General features: G+C 59.2%; 29 protein-coding genes and 1 pseudogene. 28 read left to right on the top strand and 2 right to left on the bottom strand.

Going from position 1 to position 19,880, the window contains the following annotated elements; translation table 11 throughout:
• The first annotated feature begins 34 nt into the window (after nucleotides 1-34).
• From AC07W5_RS07015 to AC07W5_RS07075, 13 genes and pseudogenes are all read left to right on the top strand, one after another.
• Nucleotides 35-865 (top strand): GPO family capsid scaffolding protein, encoded by an 831-nt coding sequence (locus AC07W5_RS07015; RefSeq protein WP_495023060.1) that lies wholly within the window; start codon nucleotides 35-37, stop codon nucleotides 863-865.
• A gap of 43 nt (nucleotides 866-908) precedes the next feature.
• The gene (locus AC07W5_RS07020) at nucleotides 909-1,916 is read left to right on the top strand and encodes a phage major capsid protein, P2 family (RefSeq protein ID WP_495023061.1); all 1,008 of its coding nucleotides are present in this window, start codon (nucleotides 909-911) and stop codon (nucleotides 1,914-1,916) included.
• An 11-nt stretch (nucleotides 1,917-1,927) separates the two neighbouring features.
• Nucleotides 1,928-2,626, top strand: coding sequence for a phage terminase small subunit (locus AC07W5_RS07025; RefSeq protein WP_495023062.1), 699 nt, complete (start codon nucleotides 1,928-1,930; stop codon nucleotides 2,624-2,626).
• 104 nt (nucleotides 2,627-2,730) lie between these two features.
• The gene (locus AC07W5_RS07030) at nucleotides 2,731-3,192 is read left to right on the top strand and encodes a head completion/stabilization protein (RefSeq protein WP_495023063.1); all 462 of its coding nucleotides are present in this window, start codon (nucleotides 2,731-2,733) and stop codon (nucleotides 3,190-3,192) included.
• Nucleotides 3,192-3,404, top strand: a complete 213-nt coding sequence (locus AC07W5_RS07035) for a tail protein X (RefSeq protein WP_495023064.1) — start codon at nucleotides 3,192-3,194, stop codon at nucleotides 3,402-3,404. The genes AC07W5_RS07030 and AC07W5_RS07035 overlap by 1 nt, the downstream gene beginning before the upstream one ends.
• A gap of 27 nt (nucleotides 3,405-3,431) precedes the next feature.
• On the top strand, nucleotides 3,432-3,785 hold the full coding sequence (locus AC07W5_RS07040; protein ID WP_495023065.1) for a putative holin: 354 nt from the start codon (nucleotides 3,432-3,434) through the stop codon (nucleotides 3,783-3,785).
• A gap of 1 nt (nucleotide 3,786) precedes the next feature.
• Nucleotides 3,787-4,065 carry a phage holin family protein gene (locus AC07W5_RS07045; protein ID WP_495023066.1) on the top strand — a complete coding sequence of 93 codons (279 nt, stop codon included), beginning with the start codon at nucleotides 3,787-3,789 and terminating at the stop codon, nucleotides 4,063-4,065.
• Nucleotides 4,062-4,907, top strand: a complete 846-nt coding sequence (locus tag AC07W5_RS07050; protein WP_495023067.1) for an N-acetylmuramidase domain-containing protein — start codon at nucleotides 4,062-4,064, stop codon at nucleotides 4,905-4,907. The genes AC07W5_RS07045 and AC07W5_RS07050 overlap by 4 nt, the downstream gene beginning before the upstream one ends.
• Nucleotides 4,904-5,110 (top strand): hypothetical protein, encoded by a 207-nt coding sequence (locus tag AC07W5_RS07055; protein ID WP_495023068.1) that lies wholly within the window; start codon nucleotides 4,904-4,906, stop codon nucleotides 5,108-5,110. Before AC07W5_RS07050 ends, AC07W5_RS07055 begins: the two co-directional genes overlap by 4 nt.
• Nucleotides 5,107-5,550, top strand: coding sequence for an Rz-like lysis system protein LysB (gene lysB / locus AC07W5_RS07060; protein WP_495023069.1), 444 nt, complete (start codon nucleotides 5,107-5,109; stop codon nucleotides 5,548-5,550). Before AC07W5_RS07055 ends, lysB begins: the two co-directional genes overlap by 4 nt.
• Nucleotides 5,465-5,650, top strand: a pseudogene (gene lysC, locus AC07W5_RS07065) (Rz1-like lysis system protein LysC); the annotation flags it as partial. The gene lysB and the pseudogene lysC, both read left to right, overlap by 86 nt.
• Complete coding sequence (locus tag AC07W5_RS07070) at nucleotides 5,647-6,123, top strand: phage tail protein (RefSeq protein ID WP_495023070.1); 477 nt, start codon at nucleotides 5,647-5,649, stop codon at nucleotides 6,121-6,123. The pseudogene lysC and the gene AC07W5_RS07070, both read left to right, overlap by 4 nt.
• Nucleotides 6,120-6,584: a phage virion morphogenesis protein gene (locus AC07W5_RS07075; RefSeq protein ID WP_495023071.1), complete on the top strand. Its 465-nt coding sequence runs from the start codon at nucleotides 6,120-6,122 to the stop codon at nucleotides 6,582-6,584. The genes AC07W5_RS07070 and AC07W5_RS07075 overlap by 4 nt, the downstream gene beginning before the upstream one ends.
• Here the strand turns inward: AC07W5_RS07075 and AC07W5_RS07080 are convergent.
• Nucleotides 6,579-7,133 (bottom strand): hypothetical protein, encoded by a 555-nt coding sequence (locus AC07W5_RS07080; protein WP_495023072.1) that lies wholly within the window; start codon nucleotides 7,131-7,133, stop codon nucleotides 6,579-6,581. The two genes, AC07W5_RS07075 and AC07W5_RS07080, sit on opposite strands and share 6 nt — an antisense overlap.
• A complete protein-coding gene (locus tag AC07W5_RS07085; protein ID WP_495023073.1) occupies nucleotides 7,130-7,690 on the bottom strand; it encodes a hypothetical protein in 561 nt (186 codons plus the stop codon). The genes AC07W5_RS07080 and AC07W5_RS07085 overlap by 4 nt, the downstream gene beginning before the upstream one ends.
• 292 nt (nucleotides 7,691-7,982) lie before the next feature.
• Here AC07W5_RS07085 and AC07W5_RS07090 point away from each other — a divergent pair, with 292 nt between their 5' ends.
• The 15 genes from AC07W5_RS07090 (at nucleotide 7,983) to AC07W5_RS07160 (ending at nucleotide 19,700) form a co-directional block, all read left to right on the top strand.
• The gene (locus AC07W5_RS07090) at nucleotides 7,983-8,555 is read left to right on the top strand and encodes a phage baseplate assembly protein V (RefSeq protein WP_495023074.1); all 573 of its coding nucleotides are present in this window, start codon (nucleotides 7,983-7,985) and stop codon (nucleotides 8,553-8,555) included.
• Complete coding sequence (locus AC07W5_RS07095) at nucleotides 8,552-8,896, top strand: GPW/gp25 family protein (RefSeq protein WP_495023075.1); 345 nt, start codon at nucleotides 8,552-8,554, stop codon at nucleotides 8,894-8,896. Before AC07W5_RS07090 ends, AC07W5_RS07095 begins: the two co-directional genes overlap by 4 nt.
• A complete protein-coding gene (locus tag AC07W5_RS07100; RefSeq protein WP_495023076.1) occupies nucleotides 8,893-9,804 on the top strand; it encodes a baseplate J/gp47 family protein in 912 nt (303 codons plus the stop codon). The genes AC07W5_RS07095 and AC07W5_RS07100 overlap by 4 nt, the downstream gene beginning before the upstream one ends.
• Nucleotides 9,804-10,421 carry a phage tail protein I gene (locus tag AC07W5_RS07105; protein ID WP_495023077.1) on the top strand — a complete coding sequence of 206 codons (618 nt, stop codon included), beginning with the start codon at nucleotides 9,804-9,806 and terminating at the stop codon, nucleotides 10,419-10,421. Before AC07W5_RS07100 ends, AC07W5_RS07105 begins: the two co-directional genes overlap by 1 nt.
• Complete coding sequence (locus tag AC07W5_RS07110) at nucleotides 10,418-11,866, top strand: phage tail protein (RefSeq protein WP_495023078.1); 1,449 nt, start codon at nucleotides 10,418-10,420, stop codon at nucleotides 11,864-11,866. Before AC07W5_RS07105 ends, AC07W5_RS07110 begins: the two co-directional genes overlap by 4 nt.
• 15 nt (nucleotides 11,867-11,881) lie before the next feature.
• Nucleotides 11,882-12,310 (top strand): phage tail assembly chaperone, encoded by a 429-nt coding sequence (locus tag AC07W5_RS07115; protein ID WP_495023079.1) that lies wholly within the window; start codon nucleotides 11,882-11,884, stop codon nucleotides 12,308-12,310.
• Between the two features lie 127 nt (nucleotides 12,311-12,437).
• Nucleotides 12,438-13,607 carry a phage tail sheath protein gene (locus AC07W5_RS07120; RefSeq protein ID WP_495023080.1) on the top strand — a complete coding sequence of 390 codons (1,170 nt, stop codon included), beginning with the start codon at nucleotides 12,438-12,440 and terminating at the stop codon, nucleotides 13,605-13,607.
• Nucleotides 13,608-13,664: 57 nt separating this feature from the next.
• Nucleotides 13,665-14,180, top strand: coding sequence for a phage major tail tube protein (locus AC07W5_RS07125; RefSeq protein WP_495023081.1), 516 nt, complete (start codon nucleotides 13,665-13,667; stop codon nucleotides 14,178-14,180).
• Between the two features lie 51 nt (nucleotides 14,181-14,231).
• Nucleotides 14,232-14,561, top strand: coding sequence for a phage tail assembly protein (locus AC07W5_RS07130; RefSeq protein ID WP_495023082.1), 330 nt, complete (start codon nucleotides 14,232-14,234; stop codon nucleotides 14,559-14,561).
• 8 nt (nucleotides 14,562-14,569) lie between these two features.
• On the top strand, nucleotides 14,570-14,689 hold the full coding sequence (locus AC07W5_RS07135) for a GpE family phage tail protein (protein WP_041752072.1): 120 nt from the start codon (nucleotides 14,570-14,572) through the stop codon (nucleotides 14,687-14,689).
• Nucleotides 14,679-17,351, top strand: coding sequence for a phage tail tape measure protein (locus AC07W5_RS07140; RefSeq protein WP_495023083.1), 2,673 nt, complete (start codon nucleotides 14,679-14,681; stop codon nucleotides 17,349-17,351). Before AC07W5_RS07135 ends, AC07W5_RS07140 begins: the two co-directional genes overlap by 11 nt.
• A 5-nt stretch (nucleotides 17,352-17,356) precedes the next feature.
• Nucleotides 17,357-17,797 (top strand): phage tail protein, encoded by a 441-nt coding sequence (locus AC07W5_RS07145; RefSeq protein WP_495023084.1) that lies wholly within the window; start codon nucleotides 17,357-17,359, stop codon nucleotides 17,795-17,797.
• On the top strand, nucleotides 17,794-19,062 hold the full coding sequence (locus tag AC07W5_RS07150; RefSeq protein WP_495023085.1) for a phage late control D family protein: 1,269 nt from the start codon (nucleotides 17,794-17,796) through the stop codon (nucleotides 19,060-19,062). Before AC07W5_RS07145 ends, AC07W5_RS07150 begins: the two co-directional genes overlap by 4 nt.
• A gap of 68 nt (nucleotides 19,063-19,130) precedes the next feature.
• A complete protein-coding gene (locus tag AC07W5_RS07155) occupies nucleotides 19,131-19,277 on the top strand; it encodes a hypothetical protein (RefSeq protein ID WP_495023086.1) in 147 nt (48 codons plus the stop codon).
• Between the two features lie 6 nt (nucleotides 19,278-19,283).
• On the top strand, nucleotides 19,284-19,700 hold the full coding sequence (locus AC07W5_RS07160) for a type II toxin-antitoxin system YafO family toxin (RefSeq protein WP_495023087.1): 417 nt from the start codon (nucleotides 19,284-19,286) through the stop codon (nucleotides 19,698-19,700).
• Nucleotides 19,701-19,880: the final 180 nt, after the last annotated feature.

The raw sequence follows: 19,880 nt of genomic DNA on the forward strand, positions 1-19,880 counted from the left end.
AGGCGTGCGCCCCAACGCATTGAGGATTCCCGGCATGAAGAAATTTCGCAGCAACTGGTTCCGTGTCGCCGTCGAGGGCGCTACCTCAGATAAGCGCACCATCAAACGCGCCTGGCTGGAACAGGCCGCCAAAAACTTCAACCCGACCACCTACGGCGCCCGCATCTGGCTGGAGCACATCCGAAGCCTGCTGCCGGAAAGTCCGTTCAAGGCCTACGGCGACGTACTCGCGGTCAAGACCGAAGAAGTCGACATCAACGGCCAGAAGAAGCTCGCACTGTTCGCCCAGGTCGAGCCCACCCCAGAGCTCATTGCCCTCAACAAGTCCAAGCAAAAGATCTACACCTCCATCGAGATCGACGACAGCTTTGCCGACACCGGTGAAGCCTACATCGTCGGCCTGGCAGTGACGGATTCACCGGCCAGCCTAGGCACCGATGTTCTGGCGTTCTCGGCGCAAAGGCCCGAAGCCAGCCCGTTCAAGGACCGTCACTACTCCGAGACATCGATGTTCACCGAGGCCGTCGAAACCGAACTGAAGTTCGAAGAGTTTGAAGAAAAACCCGGCATCGGCGCCCAGCTGCTCAACACCGTGAAAGGCCTGCTCACGGGCAAACAGGCCAAGGACGACAACGAGTTCAACCAGATCGGCGAAGCCGTTGAAACCCTCGCCGAGCACGTTAAAGACCTGCCCGAGCAACTGACCGCCGAGAAAAAGTTTTCCGCTGGCCTGAAAACCCAACTCGACCAGGTCAGCAACGACCTGAAAGAGCTGAAAACCCTGCTTTCCACCACTCAGGACCACAACCAAAAGCCACGCCCCCCGGTATCCGGCGGCGACAACCAGGTCGTGACCGACTGCTGACAGTCAGCCCCCCCTAGCCCCCGAATAACGAAGGACGATCACCATGCGCAACGACACTCGCAACCTTTTCAACGCCTACCTTGGCCAACTGGCCAAGCTGCACGGCGTGCCCGACGTCACCACCAAATTTGCCACCGCGCCCAGCGTCACCCAAACACTGGAAACCCGGATGCAGGAGTCCAGCCAGTTCCTGACTTCCATCAACATCTACGGCGTCACTGAACAGATGGGCGAAAAAATCGGCATGGGTATCGGCGGGCCGAATGCCGGGACCACCGACACCAACGTGAAAGATCGCGAAACCAGTGACATCACCACGCTCGATGATCGCGGTTACTTCTGCTCACAGACCAACTTCGACACCCATCTGCGCTACAGCAAGCTGGATGCCTGGGCGAAGTTCCCGGACTTCCAGGCGCGCATTCGCGACGCCATCCTGAAGCGCCAAGCGTTGGACCGGATCTTGATCGGCTGGAACGGCACCAGCCGCGCCGCGACGTCCAACCCGGCCACCAACCCACTGCGCCAGGACGTGAACATCGGCTGGCTGCAAAAAATGCGTGTCGAAAACGCCGCCCGCGTGATGGATGAAGTGGTAGAGGGTTCTGGCCAGATCACCATCGGCGCCGGCGAAGACTTCGCCAACATCGACGCCCTGGTCTTCAGCATGGTCGAGGAGTTCATCGCTCCTTGGTATCAGGAGGATCCTGACCTAGTGGTGATTTGCGGCCGGCAGCTGTTGGCTGACAAGTACTTTCCGATCATCAACAAAGAACATGCACCGAGCGAAATGCTGGCGGCTGACATCGTCACCAGTCAGAAGCGCCTGGGCAACCTGCCGGCAGTCCGTGTGCCGTACTTCCCACCTCGCGGCCTGCTGGTCACCAAGCTGGAAAACCTGTCGATCTACTGGCAGGAAGGCAGCCGTCGCCGGACCGTCCTGGACAACGCCAAGCGCGACCGCATCGAAAACTACGAGTCGGTCAACGATGCCTACGTCATCGAAGACCTTGAATGCGCGTCGCTCGCTGAAAACATCGTCATCAGCTGAGGCGCCCGACCATGACCAATCCTTGCCGTCATCACTTTCAACGTGTCACTGCCGCCCTGGAAGCGGCAGCCACCGAGCCCACCCAGACCATGGCCGGTGCGACCGCCTACGAGCACCAGTTGAACCAGCTGCTGCAAGACCGCCTGCGGCTGAAACAGGTGCAGTCCAACCAGGGCAAAGCCGAACTCAAGCGCCAGTTGCTGCCTGAGTACATTCCCTATGTTCAGGGTGTGCTGGAGGCGGGCCAAGGCGCACAGGATGAAGTGCTGACCACCGTCATGGTGTGGCGTATCGACGCCGGTGAGTACATGGCCGCGTTGGACATCGCCACCTATGTGCTCAAGCACAACATGATCATGCCCGACCGGTTCGCCCGCACCCTGGGCTGCCTGGTCGCCGAAGAAGTCGCCACGGCCGCGAACCAGGCTCAGAAAATCAATAAGCCCTTCAACCTGGACATCCTGCATCGCACCCTCGAGCTGACCGACGACCAAGACATGCCGGACCAGGCCCGCGCCAAGCTGTTTCTTGCCACCGGGCGCGCAACCATCGTCGGCCTGACTGAAGAAAGCCCTGGCCAACCCGGGCAACTGCAAGCCGGCATCGACCTGCTGAAAAAAGCCATCGCCATGCATGACGCGTGTGGCGGCAAAAAGGATCTGGAGCGCGCTGAGCGACTTCTCAACAAATTCACTGCCACGGGCAGCTAACCGAGCGTCCCCACGCACCCCGCCGGCTCGGGGCGGATCGGCCAGACCGCTCCTCCTGAATGTGAAGCCCCGACCACCGGCGATCTATGACAGAGCACAGTCCCATGAGCGGATTCGTAGCCAGCGGCACTGCTGCCAGTGGCCATATCAACACCCACCCCTTCTGGCCCTCGATCGACCTCGATGCGCTGCGGGCGACCTTACGCATCGACGCCAGCGTTACCGCGCCCAGGCTGGAGACCGCTGCAATCGCCGCCGCCATCAGCGTCAACCGCGAGCTGGCTGAGTGGAGGGCCATCCAACAGGCCGACGGCCATTGCGAGTTGTCAGCGATTCCCGGCGACAAGGTCAACGATGCACCCGTCCTGGTACACCTCTATCGGCGTGCCATTGAAGCAGCCACCGGTGCCGAAGTTTGCGAGCGCTACCGCTCCTACGACAGCACCAACGCCGGAAACCAGAACGCCGACGAACTCACCCCCACCATCGATGAATACCGGCGCGATCTGCGCTGGGCCATCCGCGATCTTCTCGGCCGCAACCGCACCACCGTGGAGTTGATCTGATGGCCGTTACCGTCCGCGCCCAGCAAAACGACACGGTCGACGCCCTCTGCTGGCGTCACTACGGCCGCACGGCGGGCGTGACCGAAGCGGTACTTGAAGCCAACCCCGGTCTGGCCGATTTCGGCCCGCTCCTGCCGCAAGGCCTCTCCGTCCAAATGCCCGAAGCCCACGCCGCCGCCCCGCAGCGGCAGAGGGTGAACCTATGGGACTGATCCTCTTCAACCAAGGAAACCCGCACCATGGCTGATCCGACTTCCAGCGCCGTCACTGGCCTGCTCATGGGCCTTGGCCTGGCCACCGCGATGCCGATCATCGACGGCGAAGCCTTGTTCGGCGCCATCCTCGGCGCCTGGCTGGTGACCAGCACCAAACACAACCTCAAGGTCTGGCAACGCCTCGGCTCGTTGTTCTTGTCGGCCGGCGTCGGCTACCTGTTCGCGCCCATGGCCTTGCAACTGGTGCCCTTCGTTACCCATGGGGGCGCCGCCTTCGGCTGTGCCCTGATCATCATTCCGCTGAGCATCAAGGTCATGGTCTGGATCGAGAAAACCGACTTCTGGGAAATCGTAAGACGCATCAGAGGGGGCAACTGACATGCCCACCTTCGAGCTTATCGTCCCGCTGGCCGCCGCCTTTGCCTACCTGCTCAGCGCCCTGCGCCTGGTTTGCTACAGCCGGGGCGCGTCGCGCTTTCGCCGGGGCATCTCGCTGCTAGCCAGCCTGTTTGGCGCGGCGCTGTGCCTGTGCGGGCTGGAGATCCTGCTTTACCGCCCGCCAGTCAGTCTCTGGCACGCCATCGCCACGGTGCTGCTCTGCACCCTGATCTTCCGTTCTCGCGGCAACGTCGCCGCCCTGCTGAGGCCCAGCGCATGACCACCACCCTCCGTCACGGCGACCGCTCGCAAGCGGTGCGCCTCTTGCAAAAAAACCTCAACAGCCACGGCGCAAGGCTAATGCTCGACGGCCACTTCGGTGACGCCACCGAGGCGGCCGTACGCACCTATCAGCTGAAAGTCGGCCTGGTCGCCGATGGCATCGCCGGTGCAAAAACCCAGGCCGCACTGGCCGGTAGTGACTGCCGGCAACTGTTGAAAAACGCCGACCTGGTCAACGCCGCCGAACGTCTCGGCCTGCCGCTGGCCAGCGTCTACGCAATCAATGAAGTCGAATCCAGGGGCAAAGGCTTTTTCGACAACGGCAAGCCGGTAATCCTATTTGAACGGCACATCATGTATCGCCAGTTGGCAACGCCACGGCACGAAAGCGATGACCCTGCCGAACTCAAGCGCCAGGCTGATCAGCTCGTCATGACCAACCCGGCCATCGTCAACCCAAAAGCCGGCGGTTATACCGGCGGTACCGCCGAACACCAACGTCTGAGCACCGCCCGACTGATCGATGACACCGCCGCGCTGGAGTCCGCGTCCTGGGGTTCGCTCCAGATCATGGGCTTTCACTGGAAACGTCTGGGCTATACCAGCGTGCAAGCTTTTGTCGCGGCCATGAGCGCCGACGAATCGCAGCAATTCGACGCCTTTGTGCGCTTTATCGAAACCGACCCGGCCTTGCACAAAGCATTGAAAGCCCGCAAATGGGCCGAGTTCGCCAAGCTCTACAACGGCCCCGACTACAAGCGAAACCTCTACGACGTCAAATTGCAGCGCGCCTATGAACGGCACGCCGACTGCGGCTGTGGCCAGGCGGTGGCGGCATGATCGACCTCGACGCCGTGCGCAGGTTGAAGGTGCAAGACGGTGACCTGCTGATAGTGCCAACGGATACGGAAGACGATGGCATGCGCCAACTGATCGAGGCGCTGCGCTACCTGATGCCCGAGAGCAAAGTCATCATCGTGCGCGGCCCCGTTGACCAACTCGACGTCGGCGCCATGAACACACTCGGTTGGTACCGCGCATGAGTACCATGCGCCAGGCCCTGTATGGCATTGCCCTGCTCGGTGCTCTGGCGCTGCTGATCTGGGGCCAGGAACAGCGCATCACCGTCGCCGACAAGAACACAGAGCTGGCAATGAAGGACGTGGATGCCGCCCGTGAAGAATCCGGCCGCAACCTATCCACCGCCATCACCCTCCGCACCACCCTGCAACAAGAACGCGATGCACAGGCCCGTCTGCGCACGCAGCAGGATCAACTTCGCCAGGGCCTGGCCAAACGTGAACTAACGATCGAGGCATTGAAACGTGAAAACGCCGAACTACGCGACTGGGCTGCCCAGCCTCTGCCTGATGCTGCTCGCCGGCTGCGCGAGCGCCCCGCCCTCACCGGTGCCGACGCTTATCGTCAATGGCTGTCCGGCCGTAGTGCCATGCCGCCTTCCGGCGACCAGCCCCAAGAATAACGGCGACCAGCTCACCGATCAGGACCGTGTCGAAGCCGCCTGGGCGGAATGCGCGGGCCAGGTCGACATGGTTTATCAGCATCAGCAGGCCGCACCATGAACAAGCCCGAAAGCCTACGCACTCACTTGCTCACCACCGTGGCAGAACTCAAGCACAACCCCGACCGGCTGCTGATCTTCATCGACAATGGCAAGGTCCGTTGCACCGCTGCAGCCAGCCTGTCGTTCGAATACAGCTTCGACCTACAGGTCATCCTCACCGACTTCGCCGGCCACCCCGACAGTGTCATGCTGCCGCTGCTCGGCTGGCTGAGCGTGAACCAGTCCGAGCTGCTGGAGAACCTCTACAAGTCAGCCGAAGGCATCCAGTTCGAAGCCGATATTCTCGACAACAGCAAAGTCGACCTCAGCCTGACTTTGCCGCTGACAGAGCGCGTGGTGGTGGGCAAGGACGATGCAGGCAATACCACCATCCGACATCCCGGCGAGCCGCAGCGTGTTGCTGACTTTCTTGACCCGGCATGGACTCCCGGCGCCCAGGGCACCGGCAGTGAATGGGTCGTCCCTCAATGACCAATCGACTGGAAGCGCTGGAAGACTGGGCCGCCGGCCTGCTCCGACAGCTGGAACCCGCATCGCGCAATCAGCTTGCCCGTAGCCTTGGTCAGGCCCTGCGCCGTAGCCAGCAGGAACGGGTGATCGCTCAGCAGAACCCGGACGGGAGCAAGTACGCTCCCCGTAAAAAGCGCAACCTGCGGGGCAAACAGGGTCGGGTCAAACGCAAGGTGCAGATGTTCCAGAAAATGCGTACCGCACGCTTTCTGAAGGTCAAAGCCGACGGCAATGCGATCAGCGTTGGATTCACGGGACGCATTGCGCGGATTGCAAGGGTGCACCAATACGGTTTGAAGGATCGCGCCGAACCGAGTGCACCGGATGTGGATTACGAAAAACGCGAAGCTCTGGGCTTTACTGAAGGTGATATAAATCTGATCAGGGATAGTTTGCTTAACCACCTAACCCTAAGTTCATGAAGTCACCATCCCCTCAACGCGTACAAAAGGGAAATTACTAATAATATCGTGAGCTAATCGATAGATATCGGTATATCCGTGAGTCCGTGCAAGTTTTGGTTGCCAATAGCGACCATGAGCTAACCAATGCCGAAAGGCTAGAGCACCTTTCAACTCTCGAACGTAAACAACAGACGTTGGGGCATAGCGCTTCCATGCATCCAAGAGATCTTCAAAACCAATCTTATTTTTGTGACGACCATACAATTTCATATACGCCCGACTAAGCTGATCTTTTAACTTTAAATCTACGCGCCGCAAATAATCCAAGCGAAACTTAGCTTCCAACGAGGCCAATATCGTAAGACATATCGACACCTCTAATTCACGCTGAGCGCTCTGATACTCACTTAATATTTGAGCAGGCATTGAAAAAGCATGTCGACTTAAAAACAACGGACTATCTTCTGCATAGAACGCCGCCATAGAAGAACTCACCAAATCAAAATGATCGGCAATTTCGACGAGTTCCAGATTCAGTCCAGAGGGATTGAATCCAATTCGCTTCATGCAGCCAGACCCATAAGAAAATCCAAGAAATTATCAACCGTCATCTCTGTATATTTATACGGTGGCTTGTTTGAAACAATCTTCCACTTCCATTCATCTGCTCCTACTTCTTTCTCTACTTCTGGTTTTAGTGGCGACTCTGACACAGCCGGTTTAGAACCATCATTAATAGTGACTCGTACGTTAATTCTCGGGCCATCACCGCGAACCAAAGCGAGCATACCTCTTCCATTTGGGCCAAGCACATCAACTCTCCCCTTAGAACCAATCAACATAGTCCCTATTGGAGTGAAAATAAATTTTACATTGCCCACCCGAAGTACACAGCTATTAACGACATAGGGACCCAGAGCCTCCTCAGTAATAGATACAGGAGAAAAAGCCAACTGAATTGCATCTCCATCCTTATAAGGAGATACATACTGCTCTATCATTTTATATAGCTGCTCCAAATATTCCCTCCATTCTGCGACCTCCTTCTCCGGATCGAATTTTACGGCTTCACTACCATCAGACTGCTTCGTCACAAACTCAGCAAACGATTTGTTTTTTTCCATAAGAACCACCTTTCACCTTAAACACATCATCAAAAATACCAGTCACTCCAAGAGCAACTGCTCACAATCCAACTGCACCTTCAAAATAGGGATAGCAGAAGCATTATGTCATAGTGAAGAAAAGCTACCTTTCCGCATTTTTCCACCTGCGTCCAATTGGCAAAACCCGTTGATTGCTGGTAACTGTGGAGCTCATAGGGCGTTCTTGCAGCGTAGCCTGAAGCCTTGTTGCTCGCCCTTTTACAGGATCTCAAGGCTGCATTGATATAGTTACGGCGCCACCATCGACGCCATGAACGATCTAGCCACCCTCGCCCGCCTGCTCGAAAACCTCATCCGCTTCGGCACCATCGCGAAAGTCCAGATGAACCCACCGCGTGTGCGTGTGAATACCGGCACGCTGACCACCGCCTGGCTGCCGTGGATCACCTTGCGTGCAGGTGCCGACAAGGAATGGGACCCGCCCACCAAAGGTGAGCAAGTCATTCTGTTCAGCCCATCGGGACAACTGGGTAATGGCATCGCCCTGACCGGCATTTTCAGCGACCTCAATCCGGCCAACGGCGATCGCCCTGGTCTGCACCGCCGCACCTATCACGACGGCACTGTCATCGAGTACGACAGCGTGGCTCACCACCTGAACGCCGTGCTGGTGGACGGCGGGACCACGGACTTGATCAGCACGGGTGGCATTCACATCGTCGGGCCGATCACCCATGAAGGTGACTACACCCAGACCGGCAACCAGAACGTCACCGGCAAAGTCACCGTTTCGATTGACGTCGTGGCGGCCGACATCAGTCTGGTCAAACACCAGCACGGCGGCGTGCTAACTGGCGACGACAAAACGAGTGCACCGCTATGAACCGACAAAACGGCGGTGCCATCAGCACTGTGGAGCATATCGCGCAGTCCATCCCCGACATTCTGACCACCCGCATCGGTACCCGCGTCATGCGCCGCGAGTACGGCAGCCTGCTGCCTGAGCTGGTGGACCATCCGTTCAATGACGTCACCCGTCTGCGCGTCTACGCGGCCACCGTCATGGCGCTGATGCGCTGGGAGCCTCGGGTCAGTCTCAGCCGCGTGCAGTTCCTCGGCGCCACACTGCAAGGGCAGTCGACGCTGGACCTGGAAGGCAGCATCGTCGACACCAACGAACCGCTGAGCCTGAGTATTCCCCTGCATCTGGGGGGCAGCGTATGAACAGCTTCGCCGCCATCGACCTCAGCCAACTGCCTGCGCCGCAAGTGGTCGAGCAGATCGATTACGAACAGATCCTTGCCGAACGTAAGGCGTACGCCATCAGCCTCTGGCCAGCCGAGGAACAAGCCGAAATTGCGGCACGCCTCGACATGGAATCAGAGCCGCTGACCAAGCTGCTGGAAGAGAACGCCTACCGCGAAATGATCTGGCGCCAGCGAGTCAATGAGGCCTCGGTCGCCAACATGCTGGCCCTGGCCAAAGGCACCGACCTGGAAAACCTGGCCGCCAACTACAACGTTAAGCGCCTGACCATCCAGAAAGCCAACCCGTCCGCGGTGCCGCCCATTCCGAAGCTGATGGAAAGCGACGACAGCCTGCGCGAACGGGCGCAGATGGCGTGGGAAGGCCTGAGCACAGCAGGACCGCGCAACAGCTATATCTTTCACGCCCGATCCGCTGACGGTCAGGTGGCCGACGCCACGGCCGAAAGCCCCTTCCCCGCCGAAGCGGTGGTGACGGTGCAATCCGCCCTAGGTGACGGCTACGCCCCACCCGCCCTGCTGGCCATCGTCAAAGCCTACCTCAGCGACGACGACCGCCGCCCCGTCACCGACCGCCTGACCGTTCAAAGCGCCGAAATCATCAACTACCAGGTCAAAGGCAAGATTTTCCTGCTGACAGCTGGCCCCGAGTCCGAATTGATCCTCAAAGCCGCCGAAGCCAGCCTGCTGAAATTTGCCCATCAGCGCCGACGCTTGGGGCTGGAAGTGTCCGAATCCGTCGTGCACGCATACCTTCACGTCGAGGGTGTGCGCAAGGTGATGCTGGAAGGCTGGGACGATATCGTCGCCACCAAGTACCAGGCCCCCTACTGCGCGCACATTGATCTGGCATTGGGGGTCGAGTGATGGCCGACCTGCCGCTTCTCCCGAGCAACTCGACGCCGTTGGAACGCCAGGCCGCGCATGCCCTGGCACAGATCCAGCGCGTGCCCATTCCGTTGCGCACGCTGTACAACCCGAACCTTTGCCCCCTCCCCCTGTTGCCCTACCTGGCCTGGGCCTTCTCGGTGGATCGCTGGGACAGCAAATGGCCCGAAGCCGCCAAGCGTGCGGCCATTCGTTCCGCGTATTACATCCACTCGCGCAAGGGCACCATCGGCGCGCTGCGCCGTGTCGTTGAGCCGCTGGGGTATCTGATCGAGGTCGTTGAATGGTGGCAAACCGTTCCACCCGGCCCCCGCGCCACCTTTGTCCTCAAGGTCGGCGTACTGGACACCGGTATCACCGAAGAGATGTACCAGGAACTGACCTGGCTCATCGACGACGCCAAGCCCCTCACCCGCCACCTCACAGGTCTTGCAATCAGCCTGGAAACCACCGGCCTGGTTCACGTTGGCGCCTGTGTTTACGAAGGCGACGAACTCAGCGTTTACCCACCAACGCAGCGTGACATTGAGGTCAGCGGCTTCCTTCGCCTCGGTGGGCGCGAACACCATATCGATACGATGGACATCTACCCATGACCGACCAAAACAGCCAGTTCTTCGCCATCCTTACCGCTATCGGCAAGGCCAAGCAGGCCAACGCAGACGCCTTGGGTGTGCCCTGGACCTTTGCACAGATGGGCGTGGGGGATGCCAACAACACCGAGCCAGTCCCCAGCGAACAGCAAACCAAGCTGATCAATGAGCGCCGCAGAGCCCCGCTGAATCACGTGAAGGTTGACCCAAACAACCCCAACATCATCATTGCCGAGCAAGTCATTCCAGAAAACATTGGTGGCTGGTGGATTCACGAGATCGGTCTGTATGACGCCGACGGTGACCTGGTCGCCGTCGCCAACTGCGCGCCGACGTTCAAGCCGTTGCTCACACAGGGATCAGGTCGGACTCAGATCATTCGGATGAACCTGATCGTCAGCAACACGGCGAACGTTGAACTAAAAATTGACCCCAGCGTAGTGCTTGCGACACGGGCGTATGTGGATGAGTCCATTTTGTGGGTACTGCCGCCCAACAAACCGGCAGGCTCTTACCGTCAGGTCAATATCAACGCCCGTGGCATTGTTGTTGGTGGTTCCAACCCAACCACGCTGGAGGGCTATGGCATCACGGATGCGTTTAGTAGCTCTGGCGGTGACGTGTCGGGACCTGTCAATTTGCTCGATGCGTGTAGCGTCAATGTCGTAGCCGCCACCTCGGCGAGCTGGGCGGGGGGCTTGCATGCCGTGACCAAGGCTGCGCCTAGAACCATTTTGGGCGGTGCTGGGGCCTGGGGGGCTAACGACACGCTCAACAATGTCTATCTGGCCGTGGGTAGCAAGCCATGGCACTTGGGCAACGGGGTGCGGGTGAATTCTGTCGGAACTACGGTCACCGGTCCGTTTTATGCCTCTGGCGCTGGGCTGACTGGTCTTCGTTGGAGTGCCATGGCCGATGCACCTACCACAATCAATGGCTATGGAATTACTTTCGCGAGCCAGGTAGAGGCAGAGACGGGGGCGGATACAAACAAGCCGATGAACGCCCTCAGGGTGTTTCAGGCCATTGTAGCGAAGGTTGCGCAGGCCACCGAAAGCGCTCTTGGTATTGCCAGAATCGCTACCCAAACCCTGGTCAATGCCGGTGCCGATGACGCCACCATGGTCACGCCAAAGAAAATGCGCTTGGGCTTTGCGATCATAAAAGGGAGCCCTGGCGGTATCGTGTTCCCGACCTGGCTTGGCAGTCTGATTATTCAATGGGGGACGGCGGGTGCAGTTACTGCTGGCTCGGGAGTAACAGTGACTTACCCGATTGCCTTCCCGACTGCCATGGCTATGACGCTGGTAGGGAATAGCTTTACCGGAGGAATAACCACAGCGAGTTCAAGCCTCGGGGTGATGTACGCAAGCTTGGCTAATTTTAACGTCTACGCGGTTGGTTCTATCGGCCAGCCAAATGCCCCATGGATTGCAGTGGGCTGGTAATTAGGAGAGCACGACATGTCACTGCACTATTCAGAAACCACGGGCGGCTTTTACGACAGCGTCATCCATAAGGTCATGCCGGCAGACGTGGTTGAAATCACCTCAAAAGAGCGAGCGGATCTGTTAGCAGGCGAGCGGCAAGGCAAGGTGATTGTCGGCGACGAAAACGGGCGACCGGTGCTGATCGACCCGGTCGAAGACCCGAACACCCGGGTCACTCAGGAGCGTATTTGGCGCGACGCCGAGCTTGAAGGCGTCAAGTGGTTGCGAGAGCGGCATCGAGACGAGCTGGAGCTTTCCATGACGACAAATTTGAATGCCGATCAGTACGGCGAACTGCTGATCTACCTACAATTGCTGCGCGACTGGCCTCAGTCGTCTGACTTTCCCGCACAAGCGTATCGCCCTATAGCCCCCGCCTGGATCATCGACCAGGCACAGTAAACTCAGATACGGGGCATACCGTTGTTGTGCCCTGTAGCCACTTCCCCTACAAATCCCCTCGCTCGCCCATCCGGCGCGCGCGCGGCAGCCTGTGCACTGTCATCCCATTCACTGCGCAGGCAAACCCATGGCCGATTATCTTCACGGCGTGCGGGTCATCGAACTCAACGACGGCACCCGCCCCATTCGCACGATCCCCACTGCTGTCATCGGCCTGGTTTGCACTGCCGACGACGCTGACGCCACCGTATTCCCACTGGATACACCCGTTCTGGTTGCCAGTGTTCAGACTGCTGTCGGCAAAGCCGGCGTTAAAGGCACCCTGGCCGTCAGCCTGCAAGCCATCGCCGACCAGACCAAGCCCTACGTCATCGTTGTGCGCGTCAAGGAAGGAGAAAACGAAGCCGCGACCACCAGTGCCCTGATCGGCACTACCACAGCAGACGGCAAATACACCGGCATGAAAGCCCTGCTCGCCGCCAAGGCCAAGGTCGGTCTGGTACCGCGCATTCTCGGTGTGCCAGGTCTTGACAGCCAACCGGTGGCCACCGCCCTGGTCGCTATCGGCCAGCAATTGCGCGCCTTCAATTACGTCAGCGCCTGGGACTGTAAAACCAAAGAAGAAGCGGTCGCCTACCGTGAGAATTTCGGCGCTCGTGAAGTGATGGTCATCTGGCCGGACTTCCTGAACTGGGATACCGCCACCAGCAAGACCGTGAATGCTGCCGCAGTGGCTCGTGCCCTCGGCCTGCGTGCCAAGATTGACCAGGAGACGGGCTGGCACAAAACCCTGTCCAACGTTGCGGTCAACGGCGTGACCGGCATCAGCGCCGACGTGTTCTGGGATCTGCAAAACCCGGCCACCGATGCCAATTACCTCAACGCCAACGAGGTCACCACCCTCATCAACGAAGGCGGCTTCCGCTTCTGGGGCAGCCGCACCTGCAGCGACGATCCGCTGTTTGCATTCGAGAACTACACCCGCACCGCGCAGATTCTCGCCGACACCATGGCCGAGGCGCACATGTGGGCCATGGACAAGCCGATGCATGCCTCCCTGGTGCGCGACATCATCGAAGGCATCAACGCCAAGTTCCGTGAGCTGATCGCCTCGGGTTACCTGATCGGCGGCAGCTGCTGGTACCCCGAAGACATCAACGACAAAGACACCCTCAAGGCCGGCAAGCTCTATGTCGACTATGACTACACGCCAGTGCCACCGCTGGAAGACCTCACGTTGCGGCAGCGCATCACCGACCGCTACCTGATGCAGTTCGCCAGCAAGATCAACAGCTAACCCGGGGCTCCCCGCAAGGGGAGTTAACCCCGTGCCAGCGCACCGGAGAACACCGCCATGGCAATGCCTCGCAAACTCAAAAACCTCAACCTCTTCAACGACGCCAACAGCTATGTGGGTGTGGTGAAGTCGGTCACCCTCCCGCCCCTTGGCCGCAAGATGGAAGCGTATCGCGGCGGCGGTATGAACGGCCCGGTCAAAGCTGACCTGGGCTTCTCCGACGACGGTATCCAGTTTGAATGGAAGACCGGGGGACTGGATCTGATTTCCCTGCGCCAGTTCGGCGCCGTCAACGCCTCGGGCATCGCGCTACGTTTTGCCGGTTCGTTCCAGCAAGACGACACCGGCGATATCAGCGCGGTGGAAGTCGTCCTGCGCGGTCGTCACGAGACCATCGAAATGGGCGACGCCCAGCCCGGTGAAGACACCGAACACAGCATCAGCACCACCTGCACCTACTACAAGCTGATCGTCGACAACGAAGAAATCATCGAAATCGACCTGCTCAACTTCATCGAAAAGGTCAACGGCGTCGACATGCTGGAAAAGCAGCGCAGCGCCTTGGGCATCTAACACCCACCACCCTCAATCGAGGGCGGCTAACCCCACAACCTGGAGCAGCACATGAAAACCGACGACACCACCGATGCATTGCCGGCAGTCGAAGACAACACCGTCACGCTCGACACCCCGATCACTCGCGGCAAGACCATCATCGACAGCATTACCCTGCGCAAACCCGCGTCCGGCGAGTTGCGCGGCGTCCAGCTAGTCGAGCTGCTGAACATGGACGTCGCCACCCTGATCAAGATCCTGCCACGCATCAGCAGCCCCGGCATCACCGCGCCGGAAGCGGCGGGCATGGACCCGGCCGACCTGCTCGCCTGCGGCAGCAAGATATCCGGTTTTTTGTTGCAGAAGTCGGTGAAGACGGACGCATCCCTCATTGCGTAGAGGACGCCATGGCCGACCTGGCCGTGGTCTTTCACTGGGCACCGGCTGACATGGATCAGCTGGGCCTGCAAGAACTGATGGACTGGCGTGAACGCGCCAGGGTGCGGAGTTCCACCGATGGCGAATGATCTAAAACTTCAGGTGTTGCTCAACGCCATCGACAAGGCCAGCGGGCCACTGAAGTCGATCAACAAAGGCAGCATCGGCGCCGCCCGCGCCCTGAAGGAAGCCCGCGACCGCCTGAAGGAACTCAACGCCCAGCAAAAGGACGTCAGCGCCTGGCGTACCCAACGCGCGGCGGCCGAACAGACCGAGCAAGCCCTCGGCGCCGCCCGCGACAAGGTCAGCGCGCTCAGCCAACAGTTCGCCGCCATCGGCGTGCCGACCAAGGCCATGGCCAAGGACTTCCGCACCGCCGTGCGCGAAGCGCAGAAGCTCAAGCAGCAACACCAGCAGCAGAGCGAACAACTCCAGCGCTTGCGCACCAGGCTGTACGACGCGGGGATCAGCACCAGGAATCTCGGCAGCCATGAGCGCCAATTGCGCGAGCAGATCAACGCCACCAACGCCAGCATCAGCGACCAGAGTAAACGCCTTGCCGCCCTGAACACACAACAGAAACGCCTCACGGCGGCTCGCGGTCAAATGGAAAAAACCCAGAGCCTCGCCGGCAACATGGCCGTGACCGGGGCCGCTGGCTTGGTCACCGGGTATGCCACAAGTCGTCCCGTTGCAGCCGCTATCAAGGCCTTTGCTCCGAACGAAGACTCTGCCACACAGCTCAAAGTGTCGATGATGGACGACGCCGGGAAGGTGTCCGAAGACTTCCAGAAAATCAGTGATCTGGCGACCAAGCTGGGAGATCGATTGCCCGGCACCACGGCTGATTTCCAGGAAATGATGACCATGCTGCGGCGTCAGGGTCTCAGCGCACAAAGCATCTACGACGGTACCGGCGAAGCAGCCGCTTATCTGGGTGTTCAGCTGAAAATGCCAGTGATAGCCGCGGCTGAGTTCGCGGCGAAAATGCAGGACGCCACCCGCACCTCAGAGAAGGACATGATGGCGCTGATGGACACCATCCAGCGTGGTTTTTACTCGGGTGTTGACCCCACGAACATGCTTCAGGGCTTCAGCAAGATCGCGCCGGTCATGGACACGATTAAGAAGTCGGGACTTGACGCAGCAAATGAACTGGCACCACTGCTGGTCATGATGGACCAGGCCGGTATGGAAGGTGGTGCGGCCGGTAACGCCTATCGGAAGATCTTTCAGGCGGGTCTGGACAAGAACAAAGTCGGCAACGTCAATAAAATCCACCAGCTAAAAGGTCAGAAGGTTCAATTCAGCTTCACCGATAAAAAGGGCAATTTCGCGGGTCTGGAGAACCTTTTCGCTCAGGTCGAAAAGCTTAAGGCGCTCAATGACGAAGACCGAACGGAGACCATCAAGAATCTGTTCGGTGACGACTCCGAAACTATGACCACCCTGAACACCATGATGAACAAGGGGCTGGCAGGCTATAAAGAAGTTCAGCAAAAGCTCCAGAATCAGGCGGATCTGCGCACACGCGTCAACGAACAGTTGAGCACCCTTACCAACGTCATGGAAGCCGCTGAAGGCAGCTTCACCAATGCCATGGCCGAGTTCGCGGCCGCCGTCGCACCCGAGCTGAAAGAGCTGATCAACACCTTGGGCGAGATTGCCAACAAGGTAGGGGCATGGGCCAGGGAAAACCCAAAACTGGCAGGTGGTTTGGTCAAGGTTATTGCGTTAGTGGCCGGCCTGTCCCTCGTCTTCGGCGGCCTGGCGCTAACCCTGGCCAGCTTGCTTGGTCCCTTCGCCGTGGTCCGCTACGGCATGGCGATGTTTGGGATGCAAGGCGGTGGCACTCACAAGGTCATGCAGAAGCTGCTACCAACGCTTACCGGTCTTGCACGCAACGCCTTTCCCATGCTCGTTCAAGCCGTTCAGATGCTGGCCAGCACCCTGAGCGGTGCACTGCTCACCGCACTACGCACCGTCAGCATTGCCCTTTGGGGCCTGGCTACAAACCCGGTTGCTCTCGCCATTGGAGCGGTGGTGGCTGTACTGGCCGGTGCCGCTTACCTGATCTACCAAAACTGGGACGCGGTGAAACTCTACTTCGCCAATACCTGGACGGAAATGAAAGCCGGTTTCAGCGCCGGGATCGGCGGCATCCTCACCACCCTCGCCAACTTCAGCCCTATCGGTTTGATCTACCAGGCCTTCGCCGGCGTGCTGAGCTATCTGGGCGTAGATCTGCCGAGCCGCTTTACTGAGTTCGGCAACATGATCATCAACGGTTTGGTCAATGGCCTGTTCGCGGGCATGGGACAGATCAAGGGCGCGATCACCTCGATCGGTGATTCAACCATTGGCTGGTTCAAGGAAAAGCTCGGCATCCATAGCCCGTCGCGAGTGTTCGCCGAGCTGGGCGGTTTCACCATGGCCGGCCTCACGCAAGGGTTGGAAGGCGGCCAGAAAGGTCCACTCAGTGCGATGGCCCGCATGAGCCAGCAACTCACGGCAGCCGGCACGACAGGGCTCGGTACCGCCTCAATGCCCGGGTTAACGGTCGATAGCCGCCCGCCGATCAGCAGCGCCGGCACAACCGTCTACGACAGCCACGACACCTACGAAATCAACTTCCCTGCGGCACCAGGCATGGACATGCAAAACATGGAGAAAACCCTGCGCGCCATGCTGGCCCGGATTGAACACGAAAAATCGGCCCGCCGTCGCAGCAAACTGTCTGACTTGGATTAATCATCATGATGCTCGCCCTAGGGATGTTCGTTTTCAGCCTCTCCACCGCTGCTTATCAGGAGCTGCAACGCCAGACCGAATGGCGCCACGCCAGCAGCAACCGGATCGGCGCAGCGCCCGCGCGGCAGTTTGTCGGGCGCGGGGATGATTCCATTACGTTACCCGGTGTCATCCTCCCGGAACTTGCCGGCAGCGCCCTGAGCCTCGACGCCTTGCGCCTGATGGCCAACACCGGCAAGGCCTGGCCCATGGTCGAAGGCAGCGGCCGGATCTACGGGCTGTGGGTGATCGAGAGCCTGAGCGAGACCAAGACCCTGTTCTTTCGCGATGGCACGCCACGGCGTATTGAGTTCACCCTCAGCCTCAAGCGCATTGACGATGACCGCATAGACCTGATCGGTGCCGGTACTGCCGCCGGTGTCAGCATCATGAGAGCGTTGCTGTGATCGATGCCGCCCTGTCCCGCGTCACCGGTTTCCTAAATGACACCGCCGAGCGCTATCGGCGCGATGCCGCCTACCCGGTGCCGGCGTTCCGCATCACGGTAGACGGTAACGACATTGCCAAGCTGATCAGTCCGCGGCTGATGAGCCTGGAGCTGACCGACAACCGAGGCATTGAGGCCGACCAACTCAGCCTCACCCTCAGCGACCACGACGGCCTGCTCGCGATACCGCCCAAGGGTGCCGTGGTGCGCTTGTGGCTGGGTTGGAGCGATACCGGTCTGGTCGATAAAGGCACCTACACCGTCGACGAAACCGAACACAGTGGCGCACCGGACGTGCTGAGCATCCGCGCTCGATCGGCGGATCTGCGCAAAGGCCTGAAGACCAAACGCGAACGCAGCTGGAGCAACACCACACTGGGCGACGTCCTGGGCGATATCGCCATCGGTAATGGCCTCACCGCGACCATCGCCGGTGCCCTGGACGGATTGCCCATCCTGCAGCTCGACCAGGCCAACGAGTCCGACGCTAACTTGATCAGTCGCCTTGGCGAAGAGTTCGACGCAATGGTTACGGTCAAGGCCGGCTGCCTGTTGTGCATTCCGGCCGGCGGCGGCAAAACTGCCAGCGGTATGGACCTGCCTCACATCACCCTCACTCGTGCCGATGGTGACCAGCACCGCTACCTGCAAGCCGACCGCGACAGCTACGACGGTGTACGCGCCTACTTCTACGACGTGAACAGCGCGAAGAAACAGGAAGCCATCGCCGGTGGCGGCGAAAACCTCAAAGACTTGCGCCACACCTACAGCGATCGACAATCAGCACTGCGCGCCGCCCGGGCCGAATTCAACCGCCTGCAGCGCAGCAGCGCGACACTCAGTTACACCCTCGCCATGGGGCGGCCGGATCTGATCCCCGAACTGACCTACACGCTCCAGGGCGTGAAGGACGAAATCGACGAAATCATCTGGTACGGCGGCAACGTGCAACACAGCTTCAGTGCAGACAATGGTTACACCATGAGTCTGGATCTGGAAAGCAAACTGCCAGAGGACACTGTCGAGGACCTGACCGAAGAGAACAAAGGCGACTACACCGGCATCATTGCCTACTACCGCGACAAGAAAAACGGGAAGGAAAAGACCGCAACTGCGGGGGATCAGAGCAAACCGAGGCGGTTGCGGTGGTTGTATGCGAGTGAGAAAACGGCGAAACGGGCGGTGGATCGCGAGTGGCTGCGGATGCAAGCGACCAACAGCTGACCGGTTTGCTCGAAAATGATTAATCGCATAAGCTTTCAAGCATGAATACACACCCTCTGGAGGCTTCCATGGCCACCACCCAAAAAATCGACAAGCCGCGCAAAAAGGTCGTCAGCCATGAGCTGACATTCCTTGACGTTCGGCAAGCCGCGCGTGACGGGCAAAAAGCTTTCGACGCGTTCGTGGTCACTGGCAAGCTGCCAGCCTCTAAGTAGGCTTGGATGCCCGCAGTCAAAATATCTGATCTGTTTCAAGAAATCGCCAATTGGCAAAATTTCTCCGCACACTTCTACAACTACAAAGTGTGCGGAGATCTGCCCGACATTTTTGGTAGAGACGAAAAACTCGACCTCACCGACATGCATCACATCCATCTGGCCAGCACCCAGGAAACGCAAGTACGCTGGGCCAAAACCAGTCGCCAGTATTACCGCACCGCCCTCCTGAATGACCCCGATAACGACTTCTGGCTGATCTATGCCTACGATGATTTTCGCGACGAATATCTGCTCCTGACCATCACCGGCCCGAATGCTCACAGCCGCGAGGAATGGGGCTCATACTTGCGCAACATTCACAGCCAGGTCGTGGAGCCGTGGATACTGGGCAAGGTTTTGTATCCTGATATCGACGATTGAGGATGGCTGATTTGGCCCGAACTGGGGTCTTGCTGTGAAAGCAAACAGCCAGAAGACACCAGCTAGAAAAGACTGTTGCCGCTGGAGATCAAAGTAAGCCAAAGCGGCTGCGGTGGATCGAGAGTGGCAGAGGATAGGAGTAGCCAAAACAGAAACAACAAACCCGTGCTAGACGGAGCT

This window comes from Pseudomonas sp. GW821-FHT01E05, from assembly GCF_059422425.1.